General features: G+C 34.2%; 30 protein-coding genes. 22 read left to right on the top strand and 8 right to left on the bottom strand.

The features are described from left to right. Positions 1 to 261 precede the first annotated feature (261 nt). From SM124_RS23705 to yodN, 4 genes are all read left to right on the top strand, one after another. Entirely contained in the window at positions 262 to 1,236 is a 975-nt protein-coding gene (locus tag SM124_RS23705) for a S66 family peptidase (RefSeq protein ID WP_322448940.1), read from the top strand. A 147-nt stretch (positions 1,237 to 1,383) separates the two neighbouring features. Then, the gene (locus SM124_RS23700; protein WP_322448939.1) at positions 1,384 to 1,575 is read left to right on the top strand and encodes a hypothetical protein; all 192 of its coding nucleotides are present in this window, start codon (positions 1,384 to 1,386) and stop codon (positions 1,573 to 1,575) included. 207 nt (positions 1,576 to 1,782) lie between these two features. Continuing rightward, a complete protein-coding gene (locus tag SM124_RS23695; RefSeq protein WP_322448938.1) occupies positions 1,783 to 2,007 on the top strand; it encodes a YozE family protein in 225 nt (74 codons plus the stop codon). Positions 2,008 to 2,305: 298 nt separating this feature from the next. Beyond that, positions 2,306 to 3,007, top strand: a complete 702-nt coding sequence (yodN, locus tag SM124_RS23690; protein ID WP_322448937.1) for a germination protein YodN — start codon at positions 2,306 to 2,308, stop codon at positions 3,005 to 3,007. On the opposite strand, the gene SM124_RS23685 is transcribed toward yodN, so the two are convergent. Further along, positions 3,004 to 3,174, bottom strand: a complete 171-nt coding sequence (locus SM124_RS23685; RefSeq protein WP_322448936.1) for a hypothetical protein — start codon at positions 3,172 to 3,174, stop codon at positions 3,004 to 3,006. The two genes, yodN and SM124_RS23685, sit on opposite strands and share 4 nt — an antisense overlap. 182 nt (positions 3,175 to 3,356) lie before the next feature. Between SM124_RS23685 and SM124_RS23680 the strand changes: the two genes are divergently transcribed. Next, positions 3,357 to 3,530 carry a YozD family protein gene (locus SM124_RS23680; RefSeq protein WP_322448935.1) on the top strand — a complete coding sequence of 58 codons (174 nt, stop codon included), beginning with the start codon at positions 3,357 to 3,359 and terminating at the stop codon, positions 3,528 to 3,530. 75 nt (positions 3,531 to 3,605) lie between these two features. Here the strand turns inward: SM124_RS23680 and SM124_RS23675 are convergent, their stop codons facing one another. Continuing rightward, positions 3,606 to 4,751 carry a DUF2515 family protein gene (locus tag SM124_RS23675; protein WP_322448934.1) on the bottom strand — a complete coding sequence of 382 codons (1,146 nt, stop codon included), beginning with the start codon at positions 4,749 to 4,751 and terminating at the stop codon, positions 3,606 to 3,608. 260 nt (positions 4,752 to 5,011) lie between these two features. On the opposite strand from SM124_RS23675, the gene SM124_RS23670 reads away from it, so the two are divergent. Further along, positions 5,012 to 5,782: a sporulation protein gene (locus tag SM124_RS23670; RefSeq protein ID WP_322448933.1), complete on the top strand. Its 771-nt coding sequence runs from the start codon at positions 5,012 to 5,014 to the stop codon at positions 5,780 to 5,782. Between the two features lie 79 nt (positions 5,783 to 5,861). Here SM124_RS23670 and SM124_RS23665 read toward each other — a convergent pair whose 3' ends face one another. Together SM124_RS23665 and yoyE are read right to left on the bottom strand one after the other, a co-directional pair. Then, positions 5,862 to 6,692 carry a glycerophosphodiester phosphodiesterase gene (locus tag SM124_RS23665; RefSeq protein ID WP_322448932.1) on the bottom strand — a complete coding sequence of 277 codons (831 nt, stop codon included), beginning with the start codon at positions 6,690 to 6,692 and terminating at the stop codon, positions 5,862 to 5,864. Positions 6,693 to 6,783: 91 nt separating this feature from the next. Continuing rightward, on the bottom strand, positions 6,784 to 6,915 hold the full coding sequence (gene yoyE, locus SM124_RS23660; RefSeq protein WP_322448931.1) for a protein YoyE: 132 nt from the start codon (positions 6,913 to 6,915) through the stop codon (positions 6,784 to 6,786). Between the two features lie 255 nt (positions 6,916 to 7,170). On the opposite strand from yoyE, the gene deoD reads away from it, so the two are divergent. The 3 genes from deoD to SM124_RS23645 all read left to right on the top strand — a co-directional run bounded on the left by deoD (position 7,171) and on the right by SM124_RS23645 (position 10,934). Beyond that, positions 7,171 to 7,875 (top strand): purine-nucleoside phosphorylase, encoded by a 705-nt coding sequence (gene deoD, locus SM124_RS23655; RefSeq protein ID WP_322448930.1) that lies wholly within the window; start codon positions 7,171 to 7,173, stop codon positions 7,873 to 7,875. Positions 7,876 to 8,101: 226 nt separating this feature from the next. Beyond that, on the top strand, positions 8,102 to 8,956 hold the full coding sequence (locus SM124_RS23650) for a M15 family metallopeptidase (protein WP_322448929.1): 855 nt from the start codon (positions 8,102 to 8,104) through the stop codon (positions 8,954 to 8,956). Positions 8,957 to 9,473: 517 nt separating this feature from the next. Beyond that, positions 9,474 to 10,934, top strand: coding sequence for a lmo1851 family serine protease (locus SM124_RS23645; protein ID WP_322448928.1), 1,461 nt, complete (start codon positions 9,474 to 9,476; stop codon positions 10,932 to 10,934). Positions 10,935 to 11,001: 67 nt separating this feature from the next. Here the strand turns inward: SM124_RS23645 and SM124_RS23640 are convergent, their stop codons facing one another. Continuing rightward, entirely contained in the window at positions 11,002 to 11,718 is a 717-nt protein-coding gene (locus tag SM124_RS23640) for an RNA-binding domain-containing protein (protein WP_322448927.1), read from the bottom strand. 208 nt (positions 11,719 to 11,926) lie between these two features. Between SM124_RS23640 and SM124_RS23635 the strand changes: the two genes are divergently transcribed. From SM124_RS23635 to SM124_RS23605, 7 genes are all read left to right on the top strand, one after another. Continuing rightward, positions 11,927 to 12,640, top strand: a complete 714-nt coding sequence (locus SM124_RS23635) for a response regulator (RefSeq protein ID WP_322448926.1) — start codon at positions 11,927 to 11,929, stop codon at positions 12,638 to 12,640. A 34-nt stretch (positions 12,641 to 12,674) separates the two neighbouring features. Beyond that, positions 12,675 to 13,679 (top strand): sensor histidine kinase, encoded by a 1,005-nt coding sequence (locus SM124_RS23630; RefSeq protein ID WP_322448925.1) that lies wholly within the window; start codon positions 12,675 to 12,677, stop codon positions 13,677 to 13,679. Positions 13,680 to 13,793: 114 nt separating this feature from the next. Continuing rightward, complete coding sequence (locus tag SM124_RS23625) at positions 13,794 to 14,177, top strand: hypothetical protein (RefSeq protein ID WP_322448924.1); 384 nt, start codon at positions 13,794 to 13,796, stop codon at positions 14,175 to 14,177. Between the two features lie 24 nt (positions 14,178 to 14,201). Beyond that, positions 14,202 to 15,116 carry a CobW family GTP-binding protein gene (locus SM124_RS23620; RefSeq protein WP_322448923.1) on the top strand — a complete coding sequence of 305 codons (915 nt, stop codon included), beginning with the start codon at positions 14,202 to 14,204 and terminating at the stop codon, positions 15,114 to 15,116. 115 nt (positions 15,117 to 15,231) lie between these two features. Continuing rightward, on the top strand, positions 15,232 to 15,534 hold the full coding sequence (locus tag SM124_RS23615; RefSeq protein WP_322448922.1) for a hypothetical protein: 303 nt from the start codon (positions 15,232 to 15,234) through the stop codon (positions 15,532 to 15,534). A 9-nt stretch (positions 15,535 to 15,543) separates the two neighbouring features. Next, positions 15,544 to 15,912, top strand: a complete 369-nt coding sequence (locus SM124_RS23610) for a DUF2085 domain-containing protein (protein ID WP_322448921.1) — start codon at positions 15,544 to 15,546, stop codon at positions 15,910 to 15,912. A 140-nt stretch (positions 15,913 to 16,052) separates the two neighbouring features. Then, the gene (locus tag SM124_RS23605; protein ID WP_322448920.1) at positions 16,053 to 16,880 is read left to right on the top strand and encodes a hypothetical protein; all 828 of its coding nucleotides are present in this window, start codon (positions 16,053 to 16,055) and stop codon (positions 16,878 to 16,880) included. A gap of 247 nt (positions 16,881 to 17,127) precedes the next feature. On the opposite strand, the gene SM124_RS23600 is transcribed toward SM124_RS23605, so the two are convergent. Further along, the gene (locus SM124_RS23600; protein ID WP_322448919.1) at positions 17,128 to 17,370 is read right to left on the bottom strand and encodes a DNA alkylation repair protein; all 243 of its coding nucleotides are present in this window, start codon (positions 17,368 to 17,370) and stop codon (positions 17,128 to 17,130) included. A gap of 98 nt (positions 17,371 to 17,468) precedes the next feature. On the opposite strand from SM124_RS23600, the gene yoyC reads away from it, so the two are divergent. From yoyC to SM124_RS23570, 6 genes are all read left to right on the top strand, one after another. Continuing rightward, complete coding sequence (yoyC, locus tag SM124_RS23595; protein WP_322448918.1) at positions 17,469 to 17,738, top strand: protein YoyC; 270 nt, start codon at positions 17,469 to 17,471, stop codon at positions 17,736 to 17,738. A 142-nt stretch (positions 17,739 to 17,880) separates the two neighbouring features. Beyond that, positions 17,881 to 18,861 (top strand): YncE family protein, encoded by a 981-nt coding sequence (locus SM124_RS23590; RefSeq protein WP_322448917.1) that lies wholly within the window; start codon positions 17,881 to 17,883, stop codon positions 18,859 to 18,861. A gap of 2 nt (positions 18,862 to 18,863) precedes the next feature. Continuing rightward, a complete protein-coding gene (locus tag SM124_RS23585; protein WP_322448916.1) occupies positions 18,864 to 19,544 on the top strand; it encodes a response regulator transcription factor in 681 nt (226 codons plus the stop codon). Further along, on the top strand, positions 19,541 to 20,941 hold the full coding sequence (locus SM124_RS23580; RefSeq protein ID WP_322448915.1) for a sensor histidine kinase: 1,401 nt from the start codon (positions 19,541 to 19,543) through the stop codon (positions 20,939 to 20,941). Before SM124_RS23585 ends, SM124_RS23580 begins: the two co-directional genes overlap by 4 nt. Before the next feature lie 40 nt (positions 20,942 to 20,981). Then, positions 20,982 to 21,440, top strand: a complete 459-nt coding sequence (locus SM124_RS23575) for a FixH family protein (protein WP_322448914.1) — start codon at positions 20,982 to 20,984, stop codon at positions 21,438 to 21,440. A gap of 385 nt (positions 21,441 to 21,825) precedes the next feature. Beyond that, the gene (locus tag SM124_RS23570) at positions 21,826 to 22,506 is read left to right on the top strand and encodes a CAP domain-containing protein (RefSeq protein ID WP_322448913.1); all 681 of its coding nucleotides are present in this window, start codon (positions 21,826 to 21,828) and stop codon (positions 22,504 to 22,506) included. Positions 22,507 to 22,544: 38 nt separating this feature from the next. On the opposite strand, the gene SM124_RS23565 is transcribed toward SM124_RS23570, so the two are convergent. Further along, positions 22,545 to 22,997, bottom strand: coding sequence for an Hsp20/alpha crystallin family protein (locus tag SM124_RS23565; RefSeq protein WP_322448912.1), 453 nt, complete (start codon positions 22,995 to 22,997; stop codon positions 22,545 to 22,547). 280 nt (positions 22,998 to 23,277) lie between these two features. Beyond that, positions 23,278 to 23,757 (bottom strand): Hsp20/alpha crystallin family protein, encoded by a 480-nt coding sequence (locus tag SM124_RS23560; protein ID WP_322448911.1) that lies wholly within the window; start codon positions 23,755 to 23,757, stop codon positions 23,278 to 23,280. Positions 23,758 to 24,114 lie beyond the last annotated feature (357 nt).

Raw genomic sequence — 24,114 nt, 5'->3', positions numbered from 1 at the left:
TAGCTTAACTTAGTAAAGAAGCCGAATATAGCTTCTCTTATTAAAGATGCCTAAAAACAACCTATATACCAATGTTGAGTGGGGGCCTTGACAGTTTCGTTCATATCAGGAGGCTCGACTTCCTCCCCGCGGAAAGCAAGTGCCTGGAGCGGAAAGGAACGGGCAAAATATATATGCTAATACTAGAATATTTTAGAAAACAGGCTTTTTTTTCCATACTGATACAATAGATTTAATTTTCAAAGAAACGAGGTACTTGTTATGTTTCCACAACGATTACAGCCAGGAGATGAAGTAAGGGTAATCGCTCCATCAAGAAGTATGGCTATTATAAAAGAAGCCCAATTAGAGATAGCCGAGAATCGACTAAACCAACTTGGATTTAAAGTAACATATGGGAAAAATGTACATAATCACGATGAATTCTTTAGTACTTCGATAGAAGACCGAATAGAAGATATACATGAAGCTTTTATTGATCCAAATGTTAAAGCCATTTTTACAGCCATCGGTGGATACAATGCAAACCAGCTTTTAAAATATATTGATTATGAATTAATAAAAAATAATCCTAAAATATTTATCGGATATAGTGATATAACCGCTCTTCAATTAGCCATATACAAGAAGACAGGATTAATAACATATTCGGGTCCACACTTCTCCACCCTTGGAATGAAACATGGTATCGAATATACGATGGATTCCTTTTTACAAGCAGTAACGAACGATGCACCGTATGAGATTGAGGTTTCTTCCCATTGGAGTGATGACCCATGGTATTTAGATCAAGAAAAACGAGAATTTCATTTACAAGATCCATACTTGGTCATTCAAGAGGGAATGGGCGAAGGCAAACTAATTGGAGGGAATTTAAGTACTCTAAATTTATTACAAGGTACGGAGTTTATGCCGTCACTTAAAGATTCTGTATTGTTTATAGAAGATGATGAGGAATCCCATGCACTTACATTTGAAAGGGATCTTCAGTCTCTATTGCACTTACCTGATGCAGGTAGTATAAAAGCAATCTTAATCGGCCGTTTTCAAAAAGATTCACATGCTACAAAAGAAGCACTTATAAAAATCATTACTTCAAAACGTGAACTTCAAGGTATTCCAGTTATTGCTAATGTAAACTTTGGTCATGTTAGTCCCATAGCAACCATTCCAATTGGAGCTACTGCAAGTGTTGTTGCAAAAAATGCTCACACAGAAATTACCATTAACCAATAGTAAGGCTTATTGTCCAATAACTATATTAGAAAAATTTCACAGATTCTTCACCACTATTTCACAATTTCCTTTTAACTAAGTTCTATAATCTAGTTAGGGTAAGGGTAGGGAAAATAAAATCCCTATCTTATAATAGGGGGAGAAGAAATGAAACTAGCTTTATTGATTATGCTTATGGCCGCAATTATTGTGATGTTTTTCTGTGGTTATTATGTTGGTGTGATAAAGGAGAAATACGGAAAAAATTGGCTACATGCAGTTCCAGTGACTGTTGCAATACTAATGTTCAATATTATCCTGGCGATTTGCGAAATGGCTAAAGACGCTAGATGGCAATAAGTTAAAAGGCAATCCTAAGTGGGATTGCTTTTTGTGTTTTTGCAAAAGCTAGGTGAAAAATCTATATAGCCAAGTTTGATACTAGACTAAAATAAAATTAATCCGTTATAGTAGAACAAAATACAAAATACAAAATACAAAAGCTAAAAGCTAAAAGCTGATGTTTAAAGGTAACATCCGCTAAATATATGGAAGGCGTGAACTCTTTTGGCAAAATCCTTTTATCACTTTTTAATGAAATACAGACATCCGATGCCTAAAGATCCCATTAGTCATTTCGCTAATCATGCTTATGAAGACCATAGCTTCCCTAAAGGCAGTATAGACTATGACGAAATAAGTTCTTACCTAGAAATGAATGGACATTATTTAAATAATATGGCCGTGTTTGACGAGGCTTGGGATCATTACATAATAACAGAAAAAGACTAATGCAACTCGGAAGGGTGTAGCAGATTGTAGACATACAAAACTTCGAGTATGTCTACAGTCTTTTTTATAGCTCTTTTTGTAAAGGTTTTTACTAATACAATATTTGGATTACTGAGTGGAGCGGAAAGGAGCGGAAAGGAGCGGAAAGGAGCGGAAAGGAACGGGCAAGTATACATAAACACTTATTAACCAAAACCAAATATAAATCAATTAGTACTTCCGCTGTTGCGAATTTTTCTTTTCCGCATATACTATCGTAATCAATCATTCACGACTAATCATTGAGGAGATGGAGGATATGGGAAAACGAAAAAAACCTAAGTACAAAATCGGTGATACAGTCGTGATCACAGTATATGGAACAGTGGGTAAAATAACAGATGTAAAATGGTTAGATGGTATGTATGTCTACGAAATCAATAAAAGTGACGGACTATATATGGAATCCAGTATCAAAATGTTGTCTGAGTACGAAGGTGAAATCATGGAAAAGGAACAGATTGATATTGAATATAGATTTATTATCGGAGATTTAGTTCAAGTAAAAGGATATGGAGCAGATCTCTTCAAAATTGTTGGTTTCAGAACAGAGATTTGGAGATACAAAGAAGATGCATGGGAAGAAGTCATTTATGAGTTAGCTAGAATAAATGACGGGGAATGGTTAGAAGCGGGGGAAGATGAATTAACTCTCGTAGCCGATGCAGATAGTGCCGAACTTTTTATACAGAAACTTGGGCTATTATACTTAGTAAACAAAAAACAAAAGCCACTCGAGTTGCAAGAGCCTAAGAGCTTACATCGTAAAACTGAAAAAAATAAAAAAATAGAAGAACCAAAAGATGTAAGCCTTTTAATCGATGAGTTATTAGATATCTATAATGATTATCGTGTTTTATACGATATGTTTCAAGATGAAGAATATTTGAAAATTAAAAACGTAATCCTTCAAAAATTGAGGTTACTAGTAAACAAAGATGGCGGAAAAAGTCATGTTTAAAAACTTGTGAACATTTGATAAATCATATACGAAACAAGTGGAATTCCTAGAACGATTGCCGCACGAAACATATATGTAGTAATCTTTTCAAAAATAGATATAATCATGCTATTTTCTTCATTAACATCTTTTGTTATTACATCTAAAGCTCTGGCAAATACCGTCATATTGAATCCCTCCATTATTTCACTTCCTATTTTCAAATCTATGCTTGTCCTAAATAATAGATTCCTAAATTTTGATTTTTTTAGGATAAAGACTGATAATCTTTATTTAAAAAAGCCTTTTACCGAAATGAAGCATGAAAAGGATGTTTCCATCATACATTTTGTACAAAGGGGGCGACGCTGTGAGAGAAATTGAAGTTTTTATCGATACGGATGAGATAGCAGAGTTTTTCTTTCAGGAGTTGTTAAAGAGAGGTTACGTACCTTCTGAGGGAGAAGTTGAAGAGCTCGCAGATATAACATTTGATTATCTTCTTGAGAAGTGCATTATAGATGAAGAAGTTGATGATGAGTAATACTTTAAAAATGACGAGTAGCTGCTCGTCATTTTTGATGTTACGAATAGTTTAAATTGATTATTAAACTTCTTATTAAAATAATTTTTTTACTAGGTGATCTAATGAAGCTAGAATAGAATATTGTTTAAGTACCGAGTGAGTCAAATCGATATCAGTCATTATTGGAAGTGAATAAAAGAATTCCGTTATCTCTGATTTCTCTTTATCATACCAATCACTCTTTTGCTTAAGTTGGGTTGGCATATTAGGCCAAGCCTCTTCTAAACGAGGGCTATAGAGTTTAGAATCTTTACCAGTAGTGTCCGAAAAAAGCCAATCCCAATAATCTGCTCTAGACCCTGAATGCTTCGTTTGTTCCGCAAATTGGTATGAAGTTTTGTTGGCTCCTTCAGAAAATAGTATTCGGTACAGTCGTTTCCCAGTTTGTATTCTCTCCTCGACTTTTGCAAATCCCTTTATGACTTGCCCACATAGACGATAAGTGGTTTTCTTCTTGGTCCACTTATAAGGGAATAATACAGTGGTGAAGCCTAATTCTTCTTGTAAAAGAAAAGGGAGTTCATCTAGTATGGTTTTGGAGTGGTATATCCCTTCAATAATACGCCTTTCTATCATTTTTTGTTCGTTAATAATCATAGCAATGGTAATTACTTGTGAATTCTTTTCACTTAAAAACAGTTCCCAAAATGGGTACATAAATGAAGAAACATGAAAAGCTTTTAATAAATGAAATAAACTCCGGCTATATTTTTTGGAGTATTCATAGAGTAATAATTGTGGAAAGGCATCTTGAAAAATATAGGAATTACATTGTTCTAAAAATAGAAAGTATTTATCTCGATCCTTTAAGGGAATTAAGTCATCTAGAAAAAAACTTTTTATGTCAGTCATATAATATCCGCCGTTTCGAGATACCATATGTGCTAAAAAGGCCCAGTGTAATTCTTTATTATTAACAAAATATTTAAAATAAGCAGACGTTCTAGTAACATTGTTTTTGTTATTTATTTTGATCTCTCTTTTTATATCTTCAATAATTTTTCTCTCAAATTCTGACGTAATTACTAAGGGGGAATGTTGACCTTTTACTACTTTTAAGGATTGATTTAACCCCTCTATCTCTTTTTTAGAGAGTAATTTTTCTTCTACCTTATCCGTACTACTAGAATTAAAAGATTGTAGGAGTTCAGATAAGGAAGAAAGGAAAGAAAATTTCATGTCGACCCTCCTGTTTTGAAACTTTCTTATTGAAACAAACGTATATAGGAAAACAGCTTTAAAGGAGGTAAAAAGGAAGGGTAAAAGTTTCAGACTTTGTTTAGTAATTAGTTAAAAAGTTGTTGTCTAGCTCCTAACAATATACGTTTAATTAGAATACTTCGTTCATCAATAATTTTATTTTTATTTACAACGAGTTACCTGAAAATGTTATAAAATAAACATACAATCTATATTTAATAAATTAGGGGGAAAAAGTTATGTCATTCTTCAATAAAGTGTTTGCAAGTGTTGGAATTGGTTCTGCGAAAGTAGATACAAAGCTAGAAAATGAAATGGTATCACCAGGTGAAGAAGTTCGAGGCGTTGTAGAAATAAAGGGTGGAAATATTGAACAAAAAGTAGATGAAATATACTTATCTCTTCATACAACCTATGTGAAAGAATCTGATGATAAAAAGTATACGGTTACAGGCTTAGTGGATAAATTTAGATTAACTGAGTCTTTTACGATTGAGCCAAATGAAACAAAATCAATTCCTTTTTCATTTCAGTTACCAAGTGATACACCACTTTCATATGGCAGAACAAAAATTTGGGTTGCAACAGGTTTAGATATTAAAAACGCGGTGGACCCAACCGATAAGGACTACTTAAAGGTTGTTCCTAATCAACTAATGACTTCTGTTCTAAATGCTGTTAGCGATTTAGGGTTCCGTCTTAGAGAGGCTGACTGTGAGGAAGCTCCATACCGCTTAAGAAGAAGACTTCCTTTTGTGCAGGAATTTGAATTTGTCCCATCGTCAGGAAGTTATAGAGGAAGATTAGATGAACTAGAAATCGTTTTCTTCCCTGCTTCTAAGGACGAAATGGATATTTACATGCAAGTGGATCGTAAAGCTCGTGGCCTAGGTGGTTTCTTAGCAGAAGCATTAGAAATGGACGAAACAAACGTTAAGCTAACGGTAAGAACATCCGACATCCCAAGTATGAAGCAACAATTGAAAACCGTTATTGACCGTTACTCCTAATATAAAGGCTGATTCTACCTGAGAATCAGCCTTTATAGTTGTTTGAGAATTTCTCTCTTTGTGGATAAAGTGAACGTGGCTAGTCAACAGTAAATTTACTCGTTTTTTTCTTTTCCTGATTCGATATAATTCCATGTACTCCTAATTTTTGCATGACAGTAAATAAAGGTTGATCTTGGATTGTCCATGTATAAATCTCATAATCAAAAAACAATGCTTGATTGACTAAGGATTTAGATAGTAAGCGATAGTGTACGGCTAGGAAAGAGGCAAAACTGCGGTAGGAGGCTAAATGAAACATATCTAAAGGTTTACTTAGTAAGATTCCGGCAGAAACTTCGGGGCATAGTTGATGGAATTTTTTTATCTCAAAAATGTGAAAAGATTGTACTTTCACCGTACTTGGGTCTAAGCCTTGCTCAAAATATTCATACAATGTATGGGCGAGTTTTTCGGTCATATTGGTTTCGTTTTCTGGAAACTTCATTTCAATTAGCAAATTGATCTTTCCACCAAAAGTGTCTAAAACCTCAGATAGCAATGGAATCTTTTCACTTGAATAATTCGGATGAAACCATGAACCAGCATCTAATTGCTTTAACTCATCTACAGTTAAATCTCTCACAAAACCCTCACCATTAGTGGTTCTTTTAACGTCTGCATCGTGTATTACAATTAATTCTTGGTCTTTACTCATCCTAATATCAAGCTCAATAAAATCAAATCCTAGTGCTACTGCTTTCTGAAATGAAGCCATCGTGTTTTCTGGTGCGTAGGCAGATGCACCACGATGGGCTATAGAATGATAAGGAAAGAGGGGTTGGAAAAAATAAGATAGTGAGGAAACGATTAGTCCAAGAACAAGAGAAAGGATAATGGGTCTCTTAGTAATGAATCCTAAAACCCTCAATTTACATTCCCCCGTAACTTTTTTTACATTTTATGCAGTACGGGGGAATAAGACCATTAAAATAGATAGCTTTATTTATTACTTATACCTACTAGTGTGTATTCTTTCGTTTAGCAGCTGTGTTCTCTTTTGCGTGAGCTTCATGTTCTGCAACAATATCTTCAGCCGGTATATGATTATTCTTTTTAGGCTGGTTGATTCTGTTACGATGTTTTTTACCCATGTTGGCAATCCTCCTATATTCATAATAAATGTTGAAAAAACTGCCTCATATTCCTTTCCCAAAGGCATGATTGATCATCCCTTTGGAAAAGCTAGTGATAGCTTTCCCCTAAATATAAAAAGAATGCTTACAGAACGTTTTTCAGTCATGTTGTAATATGTTATAGTTTGTTTGATATAAAAACTTTTGTTAGTAAGGTTTTTCATCAAACAAAAGTTTACCAAATAAGCTCAATGATAGATCGGAGGACATACAATGAGTATACATATTGGTGCAAAAGAAAATGAAATAGCAGAAACAGTTCTTCTTCCAGGAGATCCCTTAAGAGCAAAGTATATTGCTGAGACATTTTTAGAGGATGTTACTTGCTATAATGAAGTAAGAAATATGTTTGGTTACACGGGTACATATAAAGGAAAGCGTATTTCTGTTCAAGGAACAGGGATGGGGGTTCCATCAATATCCATTTATATTAATGAATTGATGCAAAGCTATAATGTACAAAACTTAATTCGTGTAGGTACTTGTGGTGCCATTCAAAAGGATGTTAAAGTACGTGATGTTATTCTGGCAATGAGCGCTTCTACAGATTCTCAAATGAACAGAATCACTTTTGGTGGAGTAGATTATGCTCCAACTGCGAACTTTGATTTACTGAAAAGAGCGTATGATGTTGGATTAGAAAAAGGTCTAAACTTAAAAGTAGGTAACGTATTTACTGCTGACCACTTCTATAATGACAATGCAGAACATGAAAAGTGGGCAAAATATCAGATTCTGGCGATTGAAATGGAAACAGCAGCGTTATATACTCTTGCAGCTAAGTTTAATCGGAAAGCTTTATCCGTATTGACTGTAAGTGATCACATCTTAACGGGTGAAGAGACTTCTTCCGAAGAAAGACAAACTACATTCAATGATATGGTTGTTGTTGCTTTAGAGGCAGCCATTAAAGAATAACCGATATCGTAATACAGTTCTCCCAATATTGGGGGAGCTGTTTTTGTTACTAAAGAAAGCTCTGTTAAAAAGCAAAAATGGTGACTTTTCAGGGGTGATTGGAGCTGGCTAGTTTGTGGCTGAAGCCGGAACAGAAGTGGAGCCTAAAGAAAATGAGTGCCGTTAACCAATGATGATGATACAATAAGAATATTGCTTCAAATCATGCTTTAGACAGGTGGGAAAAATGAATAAACAATTATTAGCTATAAGCGGGTTAATGGTGCTGCTCTCAGGATGTAGTCAGTTAAATATGGTTAAGGAGAGTATTCCTTTCTTTAGTTCTGAGGAAAACCAGGGAGTTCCACTTAATGCTGAGGAAAAAGTGGAATCCAAGGACAACTCTATTAATGAAAGCACAAATGATCAAGCCGCTGAAAATATTCAACAAAATGAACTAGTATTGGCATCAGAATTTTTTAATCAAGTTAAAGAAGTTAACGGGAAAAATATCATTCAAAATCCAACAAATGTGTTAGCTTTAGTTAACAAACAATATAACTTACCAAGTTCCTATTCTCCTTTAGATTTAGTCCGTCCTGATGTTTCGTTTTCATTTGGTGATGAAAAACTCGAAAAAAGTTATTTACGACAAGAAGCATCAGATGCTCTAGAGAAAATGTTTAATAAGGCAGCACAACAAGATATTCATTTAGTAGCTGTTTCCGGCTATCGTTCTTATGATAGACAAGCTGTGTTATTTGACGCAGAGGTCAATAAGGTGGGAAAAAAGAAAGCGGTGCAAGTTGTTGCAATTCCCGGGAGTAGTGAACATCAAAGTGGATTAGCCATAGATATATCTAGTCATAGTGCTAATTTAATTTTAACCGAAGAATTCGGAAAGACTGTAGAAGGAAAATGGTTAGCTAAACATGCTCATAAGTACGGATACATTCTCCGCTATCCTAAAGGAAAAGAAACGATAACAGGATATCAGTATGAACCTTGGCATTTTCGTTACGTAGGAGTCGAAGCTGCAAAGGTTATCTACAAAAATAAATGGACGTTAGAAGAGTATCTTAATATTGTAGAAAAAATCTAATAAAGCATTTTATTGAAATTTACTTGAAGTTTTTTGACGAAAGCGCCTTTTATGAACCATATAAACAAAAAATAATAGTGGGAATACTGGAAAAATTGTTAGGACAGCTAAAGGGTTGTCAACTCGTAAGAAAAACCATGTGAAAGGTATTGCGAATGTCACACTGGTTAACGTAAACTTCCAAGAACGATTCAATATTCCAGCTACAAGGGTAACTAGTGAAATAATAAAACAACAGAGCAGTAAAAAGTTTTGTAAATTCAATATAATAATCTCCCCCTTGTCTTATATTTTGGGTAACTTCTATTTACTCGTATATTAACAGTATGAATTAGTTTATAAAATATTCTATGAATAACTATGTAGAGCGTTGGTCATAAATGCTCTGAGCTATACCATTTGGGGGATGAATAAGTGACCCTTCCTTTTTATTTTCTTTGTTAAATTAATTGTAAAAATGTTATTCTAATCATTAAGGATGTTAAAAGTTTGATTGGAAACGAAAGTGGTGAAGGGTTTGGAAAATGATAAGTTAAACGAAGAATCAACAGAAAATAATTCCGGTTTTATCCAAATGAAAAGGTTTCATTTTGTCATGTTGTTATTCTTTGTTGTTTTCTTAGCTGCTGGGATTACAACATTTGCTTTAGCGTTTGGTGATGAGAAAGTTGTCACGGTTGCTACTGAAAGAAAAGAATTTGATAAACTATATTCAGCTTTTGATACCTTAAAAGAAGGTTATTACAAAGAACTTGACCAGGACAAGCTTGTTAACGGAGCCATAAACGGAATGATCGAAGCTTTAGAGGATCCGTACTCCGACTATATGAATGAAGAGGAAGCGCAAAAGTTTCGCGAAAGTATTTCTTCTTCCTTTGAAGGGATTGGAGCAGAAATTACGGAACAAGAAGGATATATAACAATTGTATCTCCTTTAAAAGGTTCCCCTGCAGAAAAAGCAGGTTTAAAGCCGAATGATAAAGTTATTTCTGTAGATGACAAGAGCTTGAGGGGAATGAGCACAACGGAAGCAGTAATGCTTATTCGTGGAGAAAAAGGGACTGAAGTAAAATTAGTGATTCAACGCCCTGGGATGGACGAACCTTTAAATGTCACCATTGTTCGTGATACCATTCCAATTGAAACTGTTTATGGAGAAATGGTAGATGACAAAGTAGCTAAAGTACAAATCACATCTTTTGCCGAAACTACTTCAAAAGAGCTAGTGACAATCTTAAATGATTTGCAAAAACAGGGAATGGAAGGGTTAATTCTCGACTTAAGACAGAATCCCGGTGGATTATTAAATCAGGCAGTCAATATCTCTAGCCTTTTTGTCCCTAAGGGCGAGATTCTGTTCCAAATTGAAGACCGTGAAGGAAATACTGAAGAAACAAAGTCAGAAAATGATAACAATGTGAACTTCCCATTAGTGGTTTTAATTGATAAAGGTAGTGCCAGTGCTTCGGAAATTCTGGCTGCTGCTGTTAGTGAATCAGCAGATGTTCCTCTAGTTGGGGAAAAATCTTACGGTAAAGGGACTGTTCAACGAGCTAAAGACTTTACTGATGGTTCGAATATCAAATTTACAACAGAGAAATGGTTAACACCTAAAGGGAACTGGATTCACGAAAAAGGAATTGATCCAGACTTCAAAGTTTCTTTACCTAGTTATGCGGACTTGCCAATTATTAATCCAGAAGATAAGTTAAAGTTATCAACTGCATCGACAAGTGTTAAAACAGCTCAACAAATGTTAGAGGCAATCGGTTATAAACCAGGTAGAACAGATGGTTTCTTCGATGAGAAAACGGAAGCCGCTGTTAAGAAGTTTCAAAAGGCTGAGAAGCTTAAAGCAACAGGAGTCTTAACAGGACAGTCAACGGTTACATTAATGAATAAGCTTAGAGAAAAAATTCAATCAAACGATACTCAAGTCGACAAGGCACTTGAGGTTTTAAAAGAACAAATGAAATAAATATAGCAACATTAAAAACTCTCCAACACTTCATTTTGGAGAGTTTTTTCGTGGTTATTAATTGTCTTTATAAATCTTCCGTAAATAAATCTAAATTGTGTTCAATCCTTCTTTTTTTTCTTGAAATTAGTTCTTTTAAATACTTACCATATTCATCATTCTTATGTTTTTCATATTCTTCGTATAAATCGCGTAGCTGTTCGAGATGATCTTTAAGAGTATAATCATTTACATCCGATCCTCCCGACTGTACTTTTCTTAAAATAATTTCAACTAATTTCTCATTGGTTGCCTCAATTGATTTTGTCCCTTGCCGGGCATAAATGGCCCCGTATCTTAATTCGTTTCTATTGACAACAGAAGTGTAAGGTACATATTTTGGGTCATATTCTATAATTAATACTTGAAAGAGTTTTCCGGCGAGTGAAGAGTTCATTTCTCGGTAAAAATGAAAATCCTCGACTCGGTATTTAAGGTATTTTGGCAAGAGATGTTCTAGCTTATTATCAATATCTGCTTTATCAATAACTTCATGATCTGATAGGCCGGTTAAATCAATGGTTCCATCATCATTCTGACCCACTCCAACAATGACGCAACCACCTCCAGAGTTTGCAATGGCTAATATATGCTTAGCCATCTTAGTAAAATCAATCCATTTTGTCTTAAAATCTAAAAAGTCTGTCTCACCCGTATGATCTAATAATAATCCTTTAAGTGTTTCATGTGAGGGTTGTTTCAGAAAATTTCTTAATGAATGAGGATTTAAATGTTCATAAAACATATTTATTATCCTTTCAAGATCGTTTTCTCCTAGAAAATGATCCAAGAAATATTAATTAAATTATAGTATGTAATGATTCTTTATAAAACTCATAGTTTGTAAAGTTTTTAAAAAACTATTTTGTAGTGAGACGAAGGTTGGATGATTTTATCCTTCAAGTGTTGAAAATGGTAATATAAGATGAGTAACCTCAAAAAGGATGGCATTAATGAAGAATATAAATATTTTAGTGGTTGATGATGAAAAGGAAATTAGGCAGCTGATTGCCATTTATTTAAAAAATGAGGGTTTTAATGTACTGGAAGCTGAAGATGGAATGACTGCAATAGCATTGCTGAGGATTAATGATATATCTTTAGTCATCCTGGATATTATGATGCCTGATAAGAATGGAATCGAAACTTGTGTAGAGATTCGTCAAGTATCAAAAGTGCCCATAATCTTTTTATCTGCTAAGGGGGAACAAGTGGATAAAATCTTGGGGTTAACAGCAGGAGCAGATGACTATGTAACAAAACCATTTCATCCCCTTGAGTTGGTGGCAAGAGTGAAGTCGCAACTTCGAAGGTACTTGCAATATGAAACAGAGATCGAAATTCCAAATACGATTAAAATTGAAGAGTTAACCATAAAGGTTGATTCCCATCAAGTTTTTAAAGGCACCCTGGAAATCAAGTTAACTCCTCGTGAGTTTCAAATTTTGTTGCTTTTAGCCAAGCAACCAGGGAAGGTCTTTAGCATTAGCCAAATTTATGAAACCATATGGGAAGAGCCCTCTATTGCTGCGGATAATACAGTGATGGTTCATATTAGGAAACTTCGTGAAAAAATTGAAAATAATAGTCGAGAGCCAAAATGGATTAAAACAGTGTGGGGAGTAGGGTATAAAATTGATTTAAAGAAAGTTTATTTTTCTTGTTAAATACATTGTTATGAGCATTCGAAGCAGTTTACGTGTGAAGCTGCTGATTGTTTTTATCATCAGTATTTTAGCAGGAGTAGGAACGAATATTTTTGTAGCCCGAATTAACCCAAATCCATATCTCTCAATTATCGGCTTTATTGTGTTCTATACGTCATTTTACCTTTTAACGCAGATTAAAATTTTACAATTAGAACGTTTATCCAGAGGGTTTCAGGAGGTAAAGGAAGGGAATCTTCATTACAGAGCAAAGGTAAAAGGAAAGGACGAAATCTCTCAACTAGCTAACCAGATGAATGAAATGATGGATCAACTTAAAAAGAGCCAAGAAGAAGAAAAAAGATTACAAACATTTAAGACAGAGCTTATTACAAATGTATCCCACGATATAAGAACACCGTTAACTTCTGTCATCGGTTATTTAAGCCTTCTTCAACATAAAAAAGATTTGTCACTTACAGAGCAAAGTGAATATGTAAAAATCGCTCATAAGAAGGCTGAACAGCTTTCAATTCTATTAGATGATTTATTTGAATTCACTAAACTGTCAAACCGGGATTTACCCATTCAGATAGAAGAAATTATGTTAAATCAGCTTATGGAACAATTATTAGATGAGTACGAGCCCATATTTAAATCAAATCAAATGATGATTAGAAAAGAAATAGAACATCACCCTATTTTTATATTTGGCGATGCTCAAAGATTGGTTAGACTGTTTGAAAATTTATTTCGTAATTCGATGGAACATGGAAACACACCTGGGGAATTGTATGTAAAGTTGTCTTTGTTTGAAGATCAAGTCAAGATCCAACTTGAAAATGATGGTGAACCATTAACAGAAGAGGAGTGTGAATATATCTTTGATCGCTTTTATAAGAAGGATGAAAGCCGATCTAAAGGTAAAGGCTCAGGTTTAGGCCTTGCAATTTCTAAAGAGATTGTTGAACTTCACAATGGAAAAATATATGCACAATCAAATAATGGAAAGTTAACCATTGTAATTCTATTCCCTACCGTCCGAGAAACGTTAACTTAAATCTTAAAAATGGAGATTAAGGAATTCCATAAAATTTGTATCTACGAAGAAAATCAGCTAAAATGTGTCATTAGAGAATGAGAGTAACGAGCTGGATTTATAAGAGGTGATAATTTGAAGCAAGTGGTTGAGTTCAATGAACAGCTCAAAGTGACCATTATGGAACTAGAAAAAACATGTGAACATATAGCCAATCAAATGGAACGCAAACATTCAAAAGATTTTTCAGAAAATGCCCAAAAGATCATTGTAGAATTAGTTCGTGGAATGAAAGGAAAAGCTGCTACAGAAAATGATGTTTTTGAAGAGGACTATGAATCATATATCGAGGTAGCAATTGAGTGCGGAGAAGAATATCATCCTAATGCGTATATACCGATTTGGAAGTGCAAAAACGAGTGGTTCCAAATGGTCGGGTATATCACTACTAGTAATAGTAGTGATATAGAATTGAAACTGGATCATATTGTGAGAGAAATATTAGAAGAGAATTATTAGAGATCAAGTCAGGGGAGAAGTCTATTGAGTAAGGTAGAAGTATATTTATTATCAGGGTTTTTAGGGAGCGGAAAAACAACTTTATTAAAAAGATTACTTGAAGATGAAAAAAAGCAAAACCGTAAAGTTGCTGTAATGATGAACGAACTAGGAAAGATATCTATTGATTCTAATGAGGTAAGTGAAGGTATTCCATTAAAAGAGCTGCTTGATGGTTGTATTTGTTGTACCATTTCAGATAAATTAGAAGCACAACTACAAGGTTTATTAATGGTTGAAAAACCAGAGGTCATTTATATTGAAACAACAGGGGCAGCTCATCCGGTAGAAGTATTAGACGCTGTTCTTTCTCCCCTTTTTGCTAACCAATTAGAGGTAAGGGGAATTATTTCAGTAGTTGATGGAAGCAGATGGTTACATAGAAGGGAATTAAGTCCCCAAATTCAGCAATTACTACTAGAACAAGTCCGACATGCTGATATGCTATTGTTAAACAAAGCGGATATGCTTTCAGAAAGTGAACAAGCGAAATTGACGATGGAGATTCAATCTATTAATCCACATGCTATGACTATTTTAACTTCTTTCTCAAAAGTGTCAATGAATCAAGTTAGAAACCTTAGTTCTCGTAAAAAGAGTGATAAAGTACGTTCACATGTTCAGGTTGATTTGAATTTAAGTACATTTGTCTATCAATTCCAAAAACCAATTGACCAAGCAGAGTTTGAAGACTTTTTAAGAACCTTACCTGATTCAATCTATCGAATAAAAGGGTATGTTAAGTTTGAACATTTTAAGTATCCTTATCTATTTCAATTTTCTTACGGGATGCCTTTATATATGAAAGAGGAAATGAATCTTCCTTTGAATATGGTATTCATAGGAGAAAATATAAGCTGGGAAGAAATTGAAAGACAACTACAGAAGTTAGAAAAGTAAAAGGTCTCGCTACGTAGACCTTTTTTATATAAGGGGATATTGTTAAAGGAATCCTAGTATAAAATAATATAGATAAATAATTATTTATTAAATACAGGAGAGTGGGTGGAGATAGATGATTTTCATTGGCCTCGCAATAAGTCTTATTCTCCTCATTGCCGGAGGAATTGGACTGGGGAGTGCGGTTGAAACACAAGAGTTTATTATAAGTAGTGTTCTTTTAGGTTCAGGTGCTCTTTTACTGTTACTAGTGCTAGTGTCCTATTGGAATCGTGAACGGAAAAAGAAAAGAAAGTCAGATAGTTGTTGTGATAATTTTTACTTTGATTGTCCTAGTACAACTCCAGATTGCTCTAGTAAAGGAAGTTCTAAGTCGGGCTGGACAGATTGTGACTGCACTCCAGATTGCACAAATTAGGTGTTATGTATGAGTCAAATGTTAAAAGAAATCATCACACTAAAATTTATGCCTTGTCATCGTAAAAGAGAAAGGTCCTTAACCATTAATGGTTGGCAATTCCCTGTTTGTTACCGTTGCATGTTCATCCTAATTGGTTATTTATTTACCCCTGTTTTTTTAGTGTTGCCCCCGGTAAATTCGATTATAAGTGGAATAATGATGGGGATACTACTTACCATTCCAATGATTATTGATGGTTACACTCAATTAAAAGGTCTAAGAATAAGTACTAATTTCCTACGAATCATTACAGGCCTAACCGCTGGCATGGGGATGTCATTTATCATCGTTTATGCTGCAAAGGGATTGATTACTCTTATGTTTAGGTTAATTTAACCATATACATTTTTAGTCACTTTTTACGAATGTTCTGGTCAGCCTCGGGTAAACTTTAAAAGTAAATAAGCAGTTAACGAAATTACAACAATAAACGAGTTAGAGGCTAAGTGATTAAATGATAAAGTAGAGTGACATAAATGAAAAAAATCTTTATTTGTTTATTATTAACTTTATTTGCTTCGATTAATATAGTTGGGGCATCAAAACATGTACATAAAGAACCGAAAATTGAGATGCTTCCTTGGTCAGAGGCAAATTTAGTCATTCCAAAATACACAAAATTTATCGTTAAGGATTTAGAGACGGGTAAAGAGTTTAACGTTCAAAGGCGGGCTGGAAGTCAACACGCGGATGTTCAACCTCTTACTACAGCTGATACAAAAATAATGAAGGAAATCTATAATGGGAAATGGAGCTGGAAACGTAGAGCAATCATCGTAAAATATGAGAAAAAACGGATTGCTGCATCTATGCATGGAATGCCCCATGGTGGGGGTGCTTTAAAAAATAACTTTCCCGGACATTTTTGCATTCATTTTTATGGAAGTAAAACTCATAGGAAAAATCATATGGATTTATCCCATAAACTAATGGTCTTAAAGTCTGCTGGTAAATTAGCATCATACTTACAAAGTTCAGACCCATATGAAGTGACTAGTGCCTATATTGCCGGGTTTAAGGAACAAGATCCTAAAATTGTTTCCCTATTATCTCTGCAACAGACAGAATGGAAAAAGCCTTTTTCAAAGGTGGAGAATGTTTCTTTAACAAGAATGCCCGTATTACCTGTAGAGGATTTAGTAGAGGAGTTAAGCTTAGCTATTCCAATTGAAGTCGATTGGTACATTAAAAATGAAGGAAAAAGAGCTTTTAAAGGAAATATCTATCTTGTAAGGTTTACACCACTTGGTTCCTGGAAGGTAGATACCATAACGTTTTTAGAAGATAATCGTCTTAGTGAATGAGGCGATTATTTTTGATCGTTTAGGAAAGTATAAAATACTTCGCATTGTGGATAACTCTTTAACATTGAGTGTCCCCGTCCAGCTCCAGCGCTTTTGTTCTTCAAATTAAGTATCTTATAAAAGCTTACGTATATGAATATTACTAAAAGCTTGAGAATCGTATCTCAAGCTTTTAATATGGCTCTTTTCTAAAACCTTGTTGCTTCTAACATAGATAAACAATCATTACGAAAACAGCCTTAAATATTTATTGTTGCTCACCGAATTTAACGAAGGTTCTTTCGTCCTCAACCAGTCCGCAGGCTGCACATTGGACTCGATATTCTGGTCCTTTATAAGGCATATGAAAAGGGGATAACATTCCAGTTGTATATTCCTCAACAATTTGTCCGGTTTGTGGATCCATTTTGACCGATTGTGGTTCTTGTTTAATAATATTAAATCTACTTCTATTCGTTCGGCAGTTAGGACAACGGTATGGTGCAGTCATGTTTAAAGCTCCTTTCGTACTTTTTAGTTATTTTTTGCATCTTGTTCCTTAATTATGTAACAATACGTTATAAGGTTTTATTGAAGGGATGTTTTGATATGTATGATTTCCAACATTTATTAAATCAATATCGAGCTCTATGGAATAATCGCTCACTTGAAACAGACAATAGTGAGGGGACATTAAGAGAGGCTATTAAAAGAGAGTTAAAGGACGAAAACTCCCATCCGAGAATACGTCGTCCGCTGTATGAAAAATTCTATTTTGCTGTAAAAAGAATAAATGACTCGTCTATATTACTAGAAGATAAACATAGTCTCATTAATCTTCATATTGAAATTCTAGAAGAAATAAAGAAGGAATCTTAAAAAACTCGGCAAAAATAAGCCGAGTTTTATTACGTCCACCTTTTATAACTGATATACAGAACCAATTAATTCAAAATAATTTCACAGTAACTTCACAGTAGTGATATATACTGATAAAAACATGATTAAGTAAGGAGAAATAATGGTGAAAAGATACTTTCTTATTCCTTGCTGCTTTCTAATTATGCTAGTCTTAACTTCTTGTGAGAATAAGGATTTCCCACGAATCAAGGAAATAGAGTCAATGGCCATAACCGTTAACATTAAAGACATGACGCTTAGCTTTATTGACTTACATACAGAAATGAATGTTAATACATGGAAGCTTAAAAATCCATATTCAGGCGGCATTTTGTTTCCTGATGGGGATTCTTTATTGTTGTATGGAAAACAGGTTGAAACTGTAGATTTATATTCCTTAAAAGAAGGGAAAGCAATAGCAAGTTGGGAAACGGGGAAAGGGATTGTTAATGCTAAGTATTTGAAAAAAAATAATGAAATCGTTTTTGCGGATCAACATCAACATGCAATTAGATTTTTTACTTTAGAAGGGAAAGAAACAGGAAAAGTAAAAACAGCACAAAATCCATTAACATTAATTGAAAAAAAAGATAGCAATGAACTATACGTGATTAGTTTTAATGATGAGAAAACTACTATTATAGACGTAGAAAAGAAAGAAAAGCTAAAAGAATTTAACATTCATTCTTCCGCTGCTGGTGCTTTATTGAGGAAGGGAATGAATGAAATGTGGGTTGGTGGCCATGGGGTAGGGGAAGAAACAGAGACCCAAATTCATGTTTATGATTCACTTAATGGAAAATTGTTAAGAACGATTTCCGCACCTATGATGCCGATCAATTTTACACAAATGCATGATTATATTTTTGTTTTAAGTCATGGGTCGAGTACATTATATCAATTGGATAAGGATGGAATAGAACAAAATTCAATAAAAGTGGGCGCGAACCCCTTTGAGTTAAAAGCTACAAATGAGCAGCTTTTAGTTGCTGGTTATGATAGTAACGATATCCATATAGTAGATTCTTATACCTTAGAAATAAAAACCGCCATTTCAGTTGGAAAAGGTCCATTTCAAATAATCTTAAGGGAGGGACAATAAGGATGAGTAAGTTTAAGATATTAATTGTAGATGATGAGGAGGATATGCGTCATTTAATACAAATGTATTTAGAAAACTCTGGTTTTATTTGTTATCAGGCGGCTGATAGTGGGGAAGCCTACTTTTCCATGGCTAATAACCATGTAGATTTAGTACTTTTAGATATTATGATGCCAGGTGAAGATGGTTTTACTGTCTGTAAAAACTTAAGGGAAAAGTACGACGTGCCGATTATCTTCCTTTCAGCTAAGGGAGAAGAATGGGATAAAGTAAAGGCCCTTCAATTAGGCGGAGATGATTATATTGTTAAGCCCTTCAGTCCTGGAGAAGTAATTGCCAGAATTCAAGCAGTCTTGAGAAGATCAGGCAGTTTAAAGAATGAAAATGATATAGTTAAAATCGGAAAAATAACAATAGATAGACAATCTAGATCAGTAAGTGTAGAGGGGAAGTCTATCTCCTTAACTTTGAAAGAATATGAGTTACTGCTATGCTTTGTCGACCACCAAACACAAGCTCTAAGTAGAGAACAGTTACTGGATTATGTTTGGGGAGTAGACTACCAAGGTAGTTTAAGAACGGTCGATACCCATATTAAGACATTAAGAATGAAATTAGGTACGGAAGATTATCTTCAAACCGTTTGGGGGATTGGTTATAAATTTGAGGTGCCAGGTTCATGAAGTGGCTTTCTTTAACGCTGGCTAAAAAACTATGGTTAACTATTACTGCAATTATATTAATTACAATTGCTTTTTCTTATTTACTCTCTAACTTTTTTTATGAAAAGCTCTATGTCGATAATGTCGAAAAGTCACTATTAGATGAAGGTAAGCTACTGGCAGCTGAGTATGATAGTGGCCCATTAACAAATGATTTAAGAGAAAAAATTGAATGGTATAATACAAAAAATGAATCAGAGGTATTTGTTGTTAGTAATCCGAGAGAGTTAAGTGCTTGCCTTCCCTTTGACATAGACTACCAAACTTTGATTGGGCCAGAGGAAAGAGAGCAGTTACTTAATGGTGTTCCTATTAAGAAAATGGGTTATGAAGAAAGATTTGATCGTAATATTATGGCTGTCATTGTTCCCCTTCTAGATCATAATGGGTTAGAGGGAATTATCTATCTTTATATACCTTTAGCAAACATTTCCGAACTAACAGAAGACTTTGCCTATATGTGGTTCATTGCTGCTATACTTTTTGGAATTATCTCCATTTATTTAGGAACAATTCTAGTAAATAAATTAACAAAACCATTAAAAGAAATTAAACTGGCAGCAAATCGTGTAGCTAATGGTGATTATTCTCAAAGAGTACCTATATATACAAATGATGAAGTGGGCCAACTAGCAAATGCCTTTAACCATATGTCTGAATCTATACAAAAGGAAGATGAGAGAAAAAAAGAGTTCATTGCAAATGTTTCTCATGAACTAAGGACACCGATTAGTTATGTAAAAGGCTATAGTGAGGCACTGATAACAGGTATAGTAGAGAAAGAGGAGGACCGAGTTAAGTATCTTCAGTTAATTCATCGTGAATCTGGAAGAATGACTCGTTTAGTAGGGGATTTATTAGATTTAACAAAGCTAGATACAGAGGAATATCAATTAATTAAAAATCCAATCCCGTTGGCACAACTCATTGAGGATGCCACTGTGAAGTATACTCCCGTTTTAAAAGCTAAAAACATTACTATAAACTATGATTTAGATCCTGACATCATTATTAACGGTGATGAAGGAAGAATTGAACAAGTACTTCAAAATATAATGGATAATGCCATTAATTATACCGATAAAGGTACTGTTACTATTAGGCTATATAAAGATCAGGAGAAATGCGTAGTATCTATTACGGACACAGGTGTAGGAATTCCGAAAGAAGATTTGAAAAATATCACAGAGAGATTTTACCGAGTCAATAAAGCTCGGACAAGACAAGATGGAGGTTCAGGTTTAGGACTAGCCATTACTAAAAAGATTATGTCTCTCCATGATGGAAAGATAATAATTCATAGTGAACTAGGTAAGGGTACAGAAGTTCAATTGTATTTTCCAATAATGGAAATTTAGGGAGCCTCCTACAATATATAAATTTTAAGGAGAAGTTAAAATGAAGAAAGCAGTCATCTATATCTTTGCGATACTTATGGTTTTTGTATTAGGAGCTTGCTCCAACCAGGAAGTCGAGGAAGAACCTCAATTTTTAGAAGTTGATTTAACCATTAATCCTAATAAAGCAGAACTAAATAAACCTATCACGTTTGAGGCAAAAGTAACGTATGGTAGCGAAGAGGTAACAGATGCAGATGAAGTTAATTTTGAAATCTGGCGTGCCCATGACGAGAAACATGAAAAGATAGAAGTGAAACATGCAGAAAATGGGATTTACCGACTAGAAAAAAGCTTTGATCGAGAAGGGACTTATTATATTTACGCTCATGTTACCGCTAGAAGCATGCACAATATGCCGAAAAAAGAATTTATCATTGGTGAACCTAGTGAGCCTGAGGACAGCTCAAACTCTTCAAAAGAAAAAGATAAGGAAGAAAATGACCATAGTGGACATTAAGAAGTGCACTTACTAAATAAAGCGGATTACCGCTTTATTTTTTTAAAACTAATACAGAGTCTGAGTGCAAACTAGTTTAATAATAATTGTTACTAATAAGTAATATGCGTAATAAAATGAAGGGTTTTGAAAACCTGTCAACCTGTTATTTTTAATATGTTTTTGGTAGTCAAACCTTTTTTATCCAAAGAGGCTGCTTAATTAATAAGGTGAACATTCATTATAAAACTATGATTTTTTCTGAATATTTAATAGAAAAAATAAATCATAGTAGATTAATAAAAAACCTTAATATCTAACATGGAAATATAATCCTCAATTATTACAAAAATCCTCGTGGTATGATGACTTCGAAAGATTTGAGTCATCACAAGGAGGAAACAAAATGAAAAAGAAGGTTATTTTTTCAGTCGCTGCAGCTGCTGCTCTTTTATTAACGAACCCAGGAGTAAACCAAGCTGAAGCTTCAACAGATACTACTAGTACAAAAGTTTACTATTATCAAACTAGTAACCTGGATTATAATCAGTTAAATAGTCTACTACAAAAATACTTTTCTCGAGTTACAACACAAAACCCTGCAACTCAAGTGACTAACGAAACACAGCCGGCTCCAACACAACAGCCAGCTGCAAGTCAAGAAACATCAACCACAACAACTACTACAACTGGGGCCACTAGCTATCAATTAAGTGCATATGAACAAAAGGTGGTTGAACTAACGAATCAAGAAAGAGCAAAGTATGGTCTTGTTGGTTTGAAAATCGATGCGGCTTTAAGTAAAGTGGCACGAGAAAAGTCTTCAGACATGCAGCGTAATAATTATTTCTCACACACAAGCCCAACCTATGGTTCACCATTTGATATGATGAAGAAGTTCGGAATTACTTACCGTACAGCGGGTGAAAATATTGCAATGGGTCAACGTACACCGGAAGAAGTAGTAAAAGCATGGATGAATAGTGAAGGTCATCGTAAAAACATTCTTAATGCTAATTTTACTCATATTGGTGTTGGACATGTAGCCAGCGGTAACTATTGGACACAAATGTTCATTGGTAAATAGGAAATACATGAATAAGGGCGGATAAGACCGCCCTTGTATTAAGATGATTCATCTATATGAATTTTGGCCTCGCCACCTGTTTTCTTCGGGATAGAAATAACCATTAATCCACTTTCAAAATAATAATGTATTGTGTTTGGATCAAATGGAATGGGTATAGTAATTTTCTTTTCAAACCTAAGATTTGCCCGTTCTTTTAAGAAATAATGAACTTGTGGTTTTAACGTTTTTGCTTCGCCTTTAATGATAAGGGTTTGATCCTGTAATGTGATTTGTATATGCTCTTTTTTTAATCCAGGGACCTCTATCTCTAATGTCATTCCTTCTTTATCTTCATAAAAATCACATCGAGGAAAAACCTCTTGTTTTGTAAAAAAAGATTGTTGATTAAAATCAGAACTTGAATTAAAACTGGAAAACTGGCTCCAAAATTGTTCCTGTTGCTGCTGCTTCGTTAATTCAATCCACTTATTAAATTGATTAAAATCCACTAAGTATCCCCCATTTTTCTCAAGAAGTTATAATTCAGAGAGAATACAGCCCTAGTAAAAGACTTAATTTAGGTAAAGATAAGTTATAGGCTCTTTCTAAAACTTCGTTGCTTCTCGTATAGGTAAATTTACCTATAAAATATACATGCTATAATAGTCTTAAAAGCTTTTCAGTTTTAGAAAAAGCCTTACCATCTAAATTTGAAGTACTTTTTAACTATTAAGGGTAAAAATCGGCCTTTGGATTTTTACAAAAACAATCATTACGAAAACAGCCAAGTTATAAAACTTCAGTCACATCAATTTCAGAAAACTGCATATCAATATTTTTAGGTATTCTTACCTCAAGCAAACCATCTTTGTACTGAGCTGTTGCTCCTTTTCTTTTCACGATTGCTGGTAAAGTAATAATTTGTTTATCTCTATCATCTGGAATATGTTCAATAATCAATTGATTTGAGGTATAAAATAACTTTAATTTTCTTAACCATTCTTCATTTTTTATAGGCACCATAGCATATACATATTCATGAGTTTCAAAAACAGAAGAATCTAATGGACTCTTCTTATTAGAACTAGATGTATTCGAATTTTGGTTGAAAAATGGATTCGGAGGAGTTTGTTGGTTCATTCCCTCCATGTGTTGTGGGAACATTTTGGACATCATATCTTGAATATAACCTTCTATATTATTAGGATTAATTTGTTCCGTCATATTCTTCATTTGATTATTAAAAGGGAATAAATTCCAAGGAAACATATACACCCGTCCTTTCAATCGACCGAAACAATGTGTTTATGCATTATATGCAGTCCAGTGCCCATTCGTTAAGGAATTCTTTAAAACGACCTTACAAGGTTAAGTGGTCAAAATCGAATAGCTATTATAAAACTAATAAATAATAGGCTTTTTAAATAAGGAAGTTGCTTTTACAATAATTGAATCAGAGAGTGGTTTGTAGCGGAAGGCACTTGACTCCAGCAGGAAATAGAGGAAAGGTCGAGACCCCACAGACGGAACGGCGAGTTATCATGAACGAAACTAGCTCCTTACTCGTAAATTCGTAGGTTAATTTGGTAAGAATGTTTATTGATAAAACAAACCAAATCAGAGCTA

The sequence above is a fragment of the Robertmurraya mangrovi genome (assembly GCF_034427655.1).
Lineage (GTDB): Bacteria > Bacillota > Bacilli > Bacillales > Cytobacillaceae > Robertmurraya_A > Robertmurraya_A mangrovi.
The sequence above is the reverse complement of the archived record's forward strand: the minus strand, read 5'-3'. Positions and strand labels throughout refer to the sequence as shown.